Genomic DNA, 12,902 nt, shown 5'->3' with positions numbered 1-12,902 from the left:
GCCTTTGCGAACCTTAAAATATCTTCAATAATTTCAAAAAAAACCTTGCGCTCTTTGCGTTTAAATTAAATCTAATAAAAGAGCTTTTACACCTTTTGACTCCGATTTTTGGTTGATTAAAATTTAACTTCCATAAACCTATAAAAATCACTATTTTTGCAATTCGAAAAAATTGAATTAAAATGTCATTATCAGAACAGGAAATTATCCGTCGCGAGAAACTACAGAAATTGACCGATTTGGGGATCGATGCATTCCCAGCCGCTGAATACAAAATCACCGATTCCACCAAATCTATAAAACAGGATTTCGAAGAAGGGAAGAAGGTGGTGATTGCTGGAAGACTGATGTCCAGAAGAATTCAAGGGAAGGCGAGTTTTGCAGAGTTGCAGGATTCTGAAGGCAGAATTCAGGTTTATTTTAACCGAGACGAGATCTGTACTGGTGAAGACAAAACTTTATACAACGAGGTTTACAAACATCTTCTTGACATTGGTGATATCATCGGCATCGAAGGTGAATTATTCAAAACTCAGGTTGGAGAGATGACAGTAATGGTGAGAAATTTCACTTTGCTGACAAAGTCTCTTCGCCCGCTTCCACTTCCAAAAGTTGATGCTGATGGAAACGTTTTTGATGGTTTTACGGATGCAGAATTACGTTACAGACAGCGTTATGCAGATTTGGTCGTGAATCCTCACGTGAAAGAAATCTTCGTGAAAAGAACAAAATTGTTCAATGCGATGAGAACGTTCTTCAATGATGCGGGATATTTCGAAGTTGAAACGCCAATCTTGCAATCGATTCCTGGTGGGGCGGCAGCGAGACCATTCATTACCCATCATAATGCTTTAGATATTCCTTTATATCTTAGAATTGCTAACGAATTATATTTGAAAAGATTGATTGTTGGTGGATTTGACGGTGTTTATGAATTCTCAAAAAACTTCAGAAATGAAGGAATGGACAGAACTCACAATCCTGAATTCACGGCGATGGAAATCTATGTGGCTTACAAAGATTACAACTGGATGATGGATTTCACAGAAAAATTGTTGGAATTCTGCGCGACTTCGGTTAACGGAACTTCTGAGTCTATTTTCGGAGAGCACACCATCAACTGGAAAGCACCTTATCCAAGAGTTTCTATGACGGAAGCGATTCAGAAATATACAGGTTTTGATATCACTGGAAAATCTGAGCAGGAGCTATTCGACTTCGCAAAATCTATCGGAATCGAGGTGGATGAAACGATGGGTAAAGGAAAATTGATTGATGAGATTTTCGGAGAAAAGTGTGAAGGAAACTTCATTCAGCCAACTTTCATCACAGATTATCCTGTTGAGATGTCGCCTTTGACCAAAAAACACAGAAGTCAGGAAGGTTTGACAGAGCGTTTCGAATTGATGGTTTGCGGAAAAGAAATCGCGAATGCTTATTCTGAGTTGAATGACCCGATTGACCAAAGACAACGTTTTGAACATCAATTATTATTGTCAGAAAAAGGTGACGACGAAGCTGGACAATTTATTGACGAAGACTTCCTTAGAGCTTTAGAATACGGAATGCCGCCAACTTCTGGTCTTGGAATCGGGATGGACCGTTTGATTATGTTCTTAACGAATAATCCGAGCATCCAGGAGGTTCTATTCTTCCCGCAAATGAGACCTGAGAAAAAAGCACCAACGGTTGAATTAGGAGAAGATGAAAAGGTAATTCTTGAAATCCTTAATTCTCAAGAAGATGCATTGGAACTGAATGAAGTTAAAATACGTTCTCAGCTTTCAGGAAAAAAATGGGACAAAGCTTCTAAAACTTTAACTAAAAATAATTTGGTGAAAGTGGAGAAAATTGATGAGGTTTTATTAATGAAATTGATTTAACGTTTTCTTAAAATTGCTATCGAAAACTATTCAAAATAAAACTTATTTTATTGATTGTTTAAGTAATTTTAGTTTTTGTTACGGAATTATTAAAATTGAATTTTGTCTTTCGATTTTACTTTCTAAATAATTAAAAATGGTTTCAAGTTGATTATTATATGAAAATATAATCTAGTTTCACTTGAAATTGTGTTTTAAAATATTGCACCCCTAAATTTTTTAGGGGTGTTTTTATTTTATCTGCTAAATTTTAGACTTTGCTGGGTTTTTAGAAAAATTAGATTTGTTTTCAATCTTTTTCGAGCCTAATTGAAATGTTGATTTTAACTAATGGTCTGATTGTTAATATTTTATGTGTTTTTAATATTAATTTAATTTTAACGAATAATTATTCAATATTAAATTAATGTAAATTATTAGCAAATAAAAGATGTTTTATTTGTTTTAAATCTTATTTATGGTTTTTGTAATTGCTGATTCGGTAATTTAAAATCATTTTTGACTCTTTTTTCATTAAGTTTGTTAGTATCCAAAATTGATGTAGATGAAAAGAGCAAGGAAAATTTCCCAAAAATCCATTCCCAAAAATCAAGGACTTTATTTACCCGAAACAGAATTCGATTCCTGCGGAGTCGGCTTTGTGGCTAATATAAAAGGAATCAAAAGTTTCAAAATCGTCAGCGACGCTATAACGATGCTCGAAAATATGGAGCATCGCGGCGCAACTGGTTACGAAAGTAATACGGGTGATGGTGCGGGTTTGCAGATTCAGATTCCGCACGAGTTGTTGTATGATGAAGCGCTCAATTTCGGTTTTGATTTGCCAGATCCTAATTTTTATGGCGTTGGAATGTTATTTTTTCCTCAGAATAATTTTATCCGCGAAGAGTGCAAAGAGATTATAGCGCAGTCTGCAGATAAACTGGGGCTTAAGATTTTGGGTTATCGGCCGGTTCCAGTCAATAACATAGACTTGGGAGATTTGGCAAAAAGTGTTGAACCTGTAATGGAAATGCTTTTTGTGGAACGTCCTTTTGATGTGGAAACGGATAAAGATTTTGAACGAAAACTGTTTGTTTTTCGCAATTATATTTCACATCAGATTACAAGTGTGACGAGCAATGACCCGATTGGTTTTTATGTGGCTTCGTTTTCTTGTAAGAAGTTGATTTACAAAGGACAATTGCGTTCTGTTCAGATTCGTAATTACTTCAAAGATTTGACGAATCCTAAAACACGTTCTGCGTTTGGGATGATTCATTCCCGTTTTGCGACCAATACATCTCCGACTTGGAGTTTGGCGCAACCGTTTCGATTTCTAGCGCATAATGGCGAAATCAATACAATCGGTGGAAATCTCAATTGGCTAAAATCTTCAGAAAAAACTTTTTCAAATCCCAATTTTACACCTCAGGAAATGGATATGATTTTGCCATTGACAAAACCGAATCAATCCGATTCTTCCTATCTCGATAATATGGTAGAATTGCTTTATCATTCTGGTCGCTCTTTGCCTCATACGATGATGATGTTGATTCCCGAAGCTTGGGACGGAAACAAACAAATGGAAGATTACAAAAAGGATTTCTATGAGTTCCACGCTTGTATGATGGAACCTTGGGATGGTCCTGCTTCTATTTCTTTTACGGATGGCGAAATGATTGGCGCGACTTTGGATAGAAACGGACTTCGGCCTTCGAGATATTGCGTGACCTCGGACGATTTGGTGATTATGGCTTCGGAATCGGGAGCTTTGCCTGTCAATCCAAAAAATGTCATCAAAAGAGGTCGTCTTCAGCCGGGAAAAATGTTCTTGGTTGATATGAAAAAAGGTGTTATCGTTAGCGATGACGAACTAAAAAAAGAAATTTGTACATCAAAACCTTATCGTGATTGGCTGGATAAAATGAATATCAATCTGAAGGAATTACCAAGTCCGAAAATCAGATTTAATAAATTACAATCCGAAGATATTTTTAAATATCAGAAAGCGTTTGGTTATTCAAGAGAAGATTTGGATAAAGTCATTAAAGAAATGGCGGTTCACGGTAAAGAACCGATTGGTGCGATGGGATTTGATGCACCGTTGGCAGTTTTGAGTGAAAAACCACAGCATTTCAGTTCTTATTTCAAACAATTATTTGCGCAGGTTACGAATCCGCCAATCGACCCAATTCGTGAAAAATTGGTAATGTCTTTGACTACTATTATCGGCGGAAATGGAAATCTTTTGGAGGATGATAAAAACTTTGCTCATTCTATAAAACTTGAACATCCGATTCTTAATAATGAACAATTAGAAAAATTAAGAAGTGTTGATACAGGGAAATTTCAGTCGAAAACAATTTATACATATTTCAAAGCAGATGAGAAAGAAGGAAGTTTAAAGAAAGCTTTGGATAGAATTTGTCGTTATGCGATAGATGCGGTGGAAGATGGTTTTGAGGTGATTATTTTGTCCGACAGGTCTTTGGATTCTCAACACGCATCGATTCCTTCTTTGTTGGCTTGTTCGGCTGTTCATCATCATTTGATCAGAAAAGGGGTTCGCAGAAGAGTTGGTTTAGTGATTGAAGCCGGCGATGTTTGGGAGGTTCATCATTTTGCAAGTTTGCTCGGTTTTGGAGCGACTGCGATTAATCCTTATTTGGCTTTGGCGAGTATCAGGCAGATGTTTTATGATGGCGAGTTCAAGCAGGATGCGGATTTAGAACAACTTAAATCCAATTATAAAAAAGCAGTTGGAGACGGATTGTTGAAGATTTTTTCAAAGATGGGAATTTCGACTTTACAATCTTATCACGGTGCGCAGATTTTTGAGATTATCGGTCTTAATAAGCCTTTAGTTAATACTTGCTTTACCGGAGCGATTTCCAGAATCAACGGAATTGGTTTTGATGAAATTGCGAAAGAAGCTTTAGCGAAACATTATCAGGCTTTCAAGAATGATTCAGCGTTTGGAATTTTAGATTCCGGAGGAATTTATCAATGGAGAAAAGACAGCGAATATCATCAATTTAATCCTCAATCCATTCATCTTTTGCAACAGGCAACTTGGAATGATAATTACGAAACATTCAAAAAATATTCTAGAGCGGTCAATCGTCAAACCGAAAATGCGTCGTTGTTAAGAGGTTTGTTGGAGTTTAAAAATGACCGTCAATCCATTCCTTTATCGGAAGTTGAGCCGATTGAAAATATTCTGAAACGTTTTGCGACTGGAGCAATGTCTTTTGGTTCGATTTCTTGGGAAGCTCATACGACTTTGGCCATTGCGATGAATAGAATTGGTGCAAAAAGTAATACAGGCGAAGGTGGCGAAGATGAAAACAGATATGTTATTAATGAAAACGGCGATAGTCTGCGTTCATCAATCAAGCAAGTTGCTTCAGGTAGATTTGGAGTAACAGCGAGATATTTGGCAGAAGCAGAAGAACTTCAAATCAAAATGGCGCAAGGTGCAAAACCGGGGGAAGGTGGGCAATTGTCAGGCGAAAAAGTGGATTCTTGGATTGGAAAAACGCGACATTCTACGCCGGGCGTTGGTTTAATTTCGCCGCCTCCTCATCACGATATTTATTCCATAGAAGATTTGGCGCAGTTAATTTTTGATTTGAAAAATGCCAATCGCCACGCAAGAATTTCTGTTAAATTGGTTTCGAAGGCCGGAGTTGGTACGATTGCCTCTGGCGTTGCTAAAGCAAAAGCTGACCATATTCTGATTTCCGGTTATGATGGCGGAACGGGAGCTTCGCCTTTGAGTTCGGTTCGTCATACAGGTTTGCCTTGGGAATTGGGATTGGCGGAAACGCATCAGACTTTAATCAAAAATAAATTAAGACAAAGAGTTACGGTTCAGGTTGATGGGCAAATGAAAACCGGACGTGATTTGGTAATGGCAACGTTGCTTGGGGCGGAAGAATGGGGAATTGCAACATCTGCTTTGATTGTTGAAGGTTGTATCTTGATGAGAAAATGTCATCTTAATACTTGCCCTGTTGGGATTGCGACTCAGAATGAAGAGTTGCGTAAAAAATTCACAGGAAAACCAGAGCATTTGGTGAGTTACTTTACATTTTTAGCGATGGAAGTTCGCGAGATAATGGCAAGTCTTGGTTTTAGAACGATTGATGAAATGGTCGGCCAATCTCAATGTCTGGAAAAGAAAAAAGAAATCAAATTCTGGAAACATCAAAACATAGATTTGAGTGGACTTCTTTTCAAGATGGAAACTGATTTACCAATTGTAAAAGCAGAGGAACAAGACAGTGGTTTGGATGAATCTTTGTCTTGGGAAATGCTGGAAGTGTCGCAATCAGCTTTAGAAAATAACGAAAAAGTAGAAGCTTCTTTTTTAATTAAAAATACTGACAGAACAGTTGGGACAATTCTTTCCCACGAACTCACGAAAATCTATCATTCGGACGGAATGCAAGAAGATGCTTTGAAATTTAATTTTAAAGGAACGGCAGGACAAAGTTTTGGTGCTTTTTGTAACCAAGGAATTACGATGATTTTGGAGGGTGATGCTAATGATTATTTTGGGAAAGGTCTGTCGGGTGCAAAACTCGCTGTTTTTCCGGATGAAGAAGCGGTGATTAAAGCTAATGAAAATAGCATTATCGGAAATGTGGCTTTGTACGGAGCAACTTCCGGAAAGGTTTTCATTAATGGAATGGCGGGCGAAAGATTCTGTGTTCGTAATTCAGGAGCGATTGCTGTCGTAGAAGGTATTGGCGACCACGGTTGCGAATATATGACGGGTGGAACAGTGGTGATTTTGGGCGGAGTCGGACGGAATTTCGGAGCCGGAATGAGTGGTGGAATCGCTTATGTATGGGATGTCAGAAAGGATTTGGAAAAGAATTTCAATCCTGATATGGCGGATTTGGAGCAATTGACAGATCGGGATAAAAATCTGGTTTTTGCCTTGATACAGGAACATTTTGAAATGACCAAAAGCCTTTTGGCGGAATATCTTTTAAGCGATTTTGAAAATAATCTGAAACACTTTGTAAAAGTCTATCCTCGTGAATATAAAAAAGTAATGGAGAATCAAATAAATGTAATGAAATAATGGGAAAGACAGATGGTTTTTTGATATATGACAGAGAGTTGCCTGCGAAGCTTCCGGTTTCGGAAAGGTTGAAGAATTATAAGGAATTTTATGAACCAGCTTCTGAAAAGCTCCTGAAAGAGCAGTCTGCAAGATGTATGGATTGTGGTGTTCCGTTTTGTCAGAGCGGTTGTCCGTTGGGGAATGTGATTCCAGAATTCAATGATGCAGTTTATAAAAAGCAATGGGAAAAGGCTTATCGTATTTTAACTTCAACTAATAATTTCCCTGAATTTACAGGCCGGATTTGTCCTGCACCTTGCGAAGGAGCCTGTGTTCTAGGAATTAATAATTTGCCTGTTGCGATTGAAGAAATTGAAAAAAATATTATCGAAATCGCTTTTGAACAAGGATTTGCAAAACCAAAAGTTCCTCAATTCAGAACGGATAAAAAAGTGGCGGTTATTGGTTCCGGTCCTGCTGGTTTGGCTTCTGCTTATCAATTGAATCAGGCTGGTCATCAGGTGACGGTTTTCGAAAGAGATTCTGAAATTGGTGGTTTGTTGAGATTTGGAATTCCAGATTTTAAACTTGATAAAAATATTGTTGAGCGTCGCGTTCGGTGGATGGAACAGGAAGGTGTTGAGTTTAGAACTAATGTCAATGTTGGTGTCAATTATTCAGTCGAGGAATTGAACAGAAATTTTGATGCGGTTGTTTTGGCTTTGGGAAGTACAGTTCCACGGGATTTAATGTTACCAAACCGTGATGCGAAAGGTGTTCATTTCGCAATGGATTTTCTGGTTCAGAATAATAAAAAAGTTAGCGGAATCGACTTTAATGAAGAAGAACTCAATGTTAAAGGGAAAAAGGTAGTTGTAATTGGAGGTGGAGATACGGGTTCAGATTGTATCGGAACTTCGAATCGTCAAGGTGCGGAAGTTGTTTATCAGATTTATTATAAACCAATGCAACCTACAAAACGAGACGAAACTATGCCTTGGCCAACAATGCCGATGACTTTGCAGATTACGTCATCTCACGAAGAAGGTTGCGAAAGAAGATGGTCTGTCAATTCCAAAGAATTTGTAAAAGATGAAAACGGAAATCTTACGGGTCTTCGTCTTGTGGAAGCTGAATGGACAAAAGATGCAGACGGAAAATGGAATCTCTACACAGAAAAACCAAACTCAGAATTTGTTATCGAATGTGATTATGCTTTCATCGCTTTAGGTTACACGCACGTTGAGCAAAAAGGTTTGGTGGAAGCTTTGGATATTAATCTTGACCCGAAAGGAAATCTGATTGGAAATAATAAAGAATTCCGAACCAATCAAACTAAATATTTCTCTTGTGGCGATGCCAGAAAAGGACAAAGCTTGGTTGTTTGGGCGATTGCGGAAGGCCGGGATTGTGCGAAAAAAGTGGATGAGTTTTTGAAAAATTAAAACTTTTATCAATATTTAAATTTTATAAAATCGAGCTTTTACAGTTCGATTTTTTTTATTCAAAATTCCCAAGCATCCCTGTTAAAAACTTGTCATTTTTGACTGATTTTAAGGCTTTCATATCTCGATTTTTTTAACGATATTTGTAAGCTTTAATGATATTTAATTAATAGAAAAAAAGAGATGTTTTTCACAAGGTTAATAATCTGAAATCTTGTGTCTTACATCTGTAATCTTAAATGATATGAGTCAAAAACAATATACAGCAAGTAGTATTCAGGCATTGGAAGGAATGGAGCACGTTCGTATGCGTCCTTCGATGTACATTGGTGATGTAGGAGTCAGAGGTCTCCACCATTTGGTTTATGAAGTAGTGGATAACTCTATCGATGAGGCTTTGGCAGGATATTGTGATACGATAACTGTCGCGATAAAAGAAGGTAACGCCGTAGAAGTTATGGATAACGGTCGTGGTATTCCTGTCGATTTTCACGAGAAAGAACAGAAATCTGCGCTTGAGGTGGTAATGACCAAAATTGGAGCGGGTGGAAAGTTCGATAAAGATTCTTACAAAGTTTCCGGAGGTCTTCACGGTGTTGGGGTTTCGTGTGTTAACGCACTTTCCAACGAGATGATTACAACTGTTTACAGAGACGGAAACATCTATCAACAAGTTTATTCAAGAGGGAAAGCGCAAACAGGTGTTGAAGAAATCGGAAACAGCGATTACAGAGGAACGAAGCAGTTTTTCCAACCGGATGATTCTATTTTTACTGAATTAGTTTACAATTACGATACATTGGCAAACCGTCTTAGAGAATTGTCTTACCTTAATAAAGGAATCACGATTACTTTAACAGACGAGAGAGAAAAATTGGAAGATGGCTCTTTCAAATCGGAAACTTTCCATTCAGAAGGTGGTTTAAAGGAATTCGTTGAGTATATCGATGGAAACCGCGAATCTATTATGGAGAACGTCATCTTTATGGAAGGCGAGCGCGATGATATTCCGGTTGAGGTGGCAATGCGTTACAACACGTCTTTCAATGAGAATCTTCACTCTTATGTTAATAATATCAATACACACGAAGGAGGAACACACTTAGCTGGTTTTAGAAGAGCTTTGACAAGAACTCTTAAGAAATATGCTGATGAATTAGGTCTTCCTGCAAAAGAAAAAGTTGAAGTTACAGGAGACGATTTCCGTGAAGGTTTGACGGCTGTGATTTCTGTAAAAGTAATGGAGCCTCAGTTCGAGGGTCAAACTAAAACGAAATTAGGAAACTCAGAAGTTTCGGGAGCGGTTGATAAAATCGTTGGAGAAATGTTGACTAATTTCTTGGAAGAAAATCCATTAGAAGCGAAACAAATCGTACAAAAAGTGGTTTTAGCTGCAAAAGCTAGACAAGCTGCGAAAAAAGCGCGTGAAATGGTTCAGAGAAAATCTCCAATGGGAGGTTCTGGCCTACCAGGGAAGTTATCTGACTGTTCTTCTAAAGACCCAGCTGAATCTGAAATCTTTCTTGTTGAGGGAGATTCCGCAGGTGGAACGGCTAAGCAAGGTCGTGACCGTCATTTCCAAGCGATTCTTCCATTGAGAGGTAAGATTTTGAATGTTGAGAAATCAATGCTTCACAAGGTTTATGATAACGAGGAAATCAAGAATATATACACAGCACTTGGGGTTTCTGTAGGAACAGAGGAAGATTCTAAAGCGTTGAATATTACAAAACTTCGTTATCACAAAATCGTGATTATGACCGATGCTGATATCGATGGTTCTCACATCTCAACTTTGATTCTGACTTTCTTCTTCAGATATATGAAAGAATTGATTGAGAACGGATACATTTATATCGCTCAACCGCCTTTATATTTATTGAAAAAAGGAAACAAAAAAGTTTACGCTTATAACGAAAAAGAACGTGAAGAGTTTACTCTGGAGATGTCACCAGATGGAAAAGGAGTAGAGGTTCAGCGTTACAAAGGTCTTGGAGAGATGAATCCTGAACAGCTTTGGGAAACTACTCTAAATCCTGAACACAGAATCTTGAAACAAGTTGCAATCGACAATGCCGTAGAAGCAGATTCTACTTTTTCTATGTTGATGGGCGACGAAGTTCCGCCGAGAAGAGAATTCATTGAAAAAAATGCGGTTTACGCAAGAATTGATGTTTAATTGATTCAAAATAAAATTATAAAAATCAAACCTTCCAATTTTGGAAGGTTTTTTGTTATCAATCAGAATATTATCAATTAAAATAAAACTATGAAAAATTTATTTGTTATTTTGTCTTTAGGCATTTTAGTGGCTTCTTGTTCTAAAAAAGACAATAAAGTAACTACAGAAGTTTCAAAATCAGACAGTCTTGTTACAAAGAACGAATTCGTGATAGATTCAGTTAGAGTTCAGGATTCTTTGGTAATTAATAAAAATCTGACAGCCAAATTTGACAGACAATTGCTTGTTTTCCCATCAATTCAAAACAAAGTGATTCTTGATAGTATTTATAAAGAATTCAAGTTCGACGGAACTTCTTACGACGCTAATTCTCTAAAAGCTGCTTTGATGAAACAAATGCAGAAAAGCTTTGCAGATAACAAGAAAAGTTCAGAAGAATGGTCTCCAGAATTCAAGCAGACTTGGGACGAGTCTTCTGCAATGAAGGTGGTTTCTCATAAGGATGATATTCTTACTTTGCGCTACTTTGGAAGTGGATATTCCGGTGGTGCACACGGTTATTATTTTGAAAATTACAAAACTTTTGATTTAAAAAATAATAAAGTGATTTCCCAAAATGACATTCTTAAAAATCCTGCGGATGCTAGTTGGGATAAGATATTGAAAGCTCATTTTGATGAACCGGAGCAAAAAGAAATGCTTTTGGAAGATAAAATCTCACCCAATAACAATTTCTATTTTGATAAAGATAAAATTACGTTTGTCTATAATCAATACGAGATTACGGCTTATGCAGCCGGTGTTGTTTATATTACTTTAAATTTTAAAGATATCAAAGACCAATTGAAACCGGGGTTTATCAAACAATATAATATCAAGTAAGATGAGTCAAAATTTGAAAAATCATAGGAAATATTATCCTTTACATCATTTTATTTTCTATCCGATAATGTTGATTTTATTAGTGTTGTCACTTTTTGAATTTTGGGATAATGCGGTTGATGAAAGAGGTGTAAGTTTGATTTGGCTGATGGTTTCCGCAGTTATTATTTCAATAATTATATTATCATTTATGCTTCGCCAACATTATGCTTTAGGATTGCAAGACCGATTGATTATTAATGAATTCAAGTTCCGATATTTTGCTTTTACGGGTAATCGATTGGAAAGTTTACCATATCAATTTTCCGACTCTCAGATTTTTGCGTTGAGGTTTTCTGAAGACGAAGATTTGATAGAATTAATCAACAAAACCATCGAGAATGATTGGTCTTCTTCCAAAATAAAACAGAATATCAAAAACTGGAAAGCCGATAACAGAAGAATTTAAAAATATGAAAATCCTTTCAGCGCCTCAGGATGACAACTTTAATAAAAAAGACTGAATCGTTTGTATTTTCTGGCTGAGGCTCTCGAAGCCCAATAAATAAAATTAATTCAAATAATACTCTGAAATCCTCAGAGTATTTTTATTTTTGACAAAATGAAATCAGCCTTCATCATCAATCCTTTTTCGGCGAAGAAAAATTATCAGCCTTTTGTGGACGAGCTTCACAAAAAAGTTGATAATCCGCTTTATTTGGTTTCCCAATCTTTGGAGGATACCGATGAGTTTATCCGAAGAGTTTGGAATGATGTTGATGTTTTCGTGGCTGTTGGAGGTGATGGAACTATTTCGGTTGTTGCTCAAAAACTCATTAATACTAACAAAATTCTTGCAGTTTTCCCGGCAGGTTCCGGCAATGGCTTTTCTAATGAAACTAATTTCAACAAAAATATTTCCCGACTTTTAGAAAAAATTGAAGCTAAAAAATCCAAGGAAATCGATACGTTTATGGTCAACGAACATTTTTCGATTAATGTTTCGGGAACCGGATTTGATGGAAAAGTGGTGAAGGAATTTGAAAAAACCAGTCGAGGTTTTAAAAACTATATCAAAGTTTCTATCCAGACTTTTTTCAAATACAAGCCAATTAAAATCAAATTCCTAGAAGAAAACTACAAGCAATACAATGGCAAATATCTAATGCTAAATATCGCTAACACACGCCAATTCGGGAACAACGCTTATATTGCACCTATGGCGAGTAAAAGTGACGGTTTGGTAGATTTGGTTTTGGTTAAGAAATTTCCGTTGACGTATTCTCCATTTTTCGCTTTCAGAATGTTTACAAAACGCTTGAAAGACGATGATTACGTGACTTATCTTCCTGTTTCAGAAATTGAGTTCAAAGTGAATACAAAAACTTGGCACATCGATGGAGAATTCAAGAAAATTAAGTCTCCTATTCATATCAAAGTGTTACCGAAGAGTTTACGGATTTTGGTTTGAG

The 12,902-nt window shown here is 36.8% G+C and carries 7 protein-coding genes; all 7 read left to right on the top strand.

Translation table 11 applies throughout. From position 1 onward, the window contains the following. Nucleotides 1–182 precede the first annotated feature (182 nt). The 7 genes from lysS (at nt 183) to DRF58_RS08800 (ending at nt 12,901) form a co-directional block, all read left to right on the top strand. Nucleotides 183–1,883: a lysine--tRNA ligase gene (lysS, locus tag DRF58_RS08830; RefSeq protein ID WP_116034711.1), complete on the top strand. Its 1,701-nt coding sequence runs from the start codon at nt 183–185 to the stop codon at nt 1,881–1,883. Between the two features lie 544 nt (nt 1,884–2,427). Next, nucleotides 2,428–6,960 carry a glutamate synthase large subunit gene (gene gltB, locus DRF58_RS08825; protein ID WP_116034709.1) on the top strand — a complete coding sequence of 1,511 codons (4,533 nt, stop codon included), beginning with the start codon at nt 2,428–2,430 and terminating at the stop codon, nt 6,958–6,960. Beyond that, entirely contained in the window at nt 6,960–8,387 is a 1,428-nt protein-coding gene (locus DRF58_RS08820) for a glutamate synthase subunit beta (protein ID WP_116034707.1), read from the top strand. The genes gltB and DRF58_RS08820 overlap by 1 nt, the downstream gene beginning before the upstream one ends. 244 nt (nt 8,388–8,631) lie before the next feature. After that, complete coding sequence (gene gyrB, locus DRF58_RS08815; RefSeq protein WP_116034705.1) at nt 8,632–10,566, top strand: DNA topoisomerase (ATP-hydrolyzing) subunit B; 1,935 nt, start codon at nt 8,632–8,634, stop codon at nt 10,564–10,566. A gap of 90 nt (nt 10,567–10,656) precedes the next feature. Then, nucleotides 10,657–11,451, top strand: a complete 795-nt coding sequence (locus DRF58_RS08810; protein WP_116034704.1) for an RsiV family protein — start codon at nt 10,657–10,659, stop codon at nt 11,449–11,451. Nucleotides 11,452–11,464: 13 nt separating this feature from the next. Beyond that, nucleotides 11,465–11,899, top strand: a complete 435-nt coding sequence (locus tag DRF58_RS08805; protein WP_245955389.1) for a DUF6526 family protein — start codon at nt 11,465–11,467, stop codon at nt 11,897–11,899. 153 nt (nt 11,900–12,052) lie between these two features. After that, the gene (locus tag DRF58_RS08800; RefSeq protein ID WP_116034700.1) at nt 12,053–12,901 is read left to right on the top strand and encodes a diacylglycerol/lipid kinase family protein; all 849 of its coding nucleotides are present in this window, start codon (nt 12,053–12,055) and stop codon (nt 12,899–12,901) included. The last annotated feature ends 1 nt before the right edge of the window (nt 12,902 follow it).

Origin of the sequence: Epilithonimonas hispanica (genome assembly GCF_003385395.1) — a bacterium.
In the GTDB taxonomy this organism is placed as follows: domain Bacteria; phylum Bacteroidota; class Bacteroidia; order Flavobacteriales; family Weeksellaceae; genus Epilithonimonas; species Epilithonimonas hispanica.
This window is presented reverse-complemented; position numbering and strand designations above follow the sequence as displayed.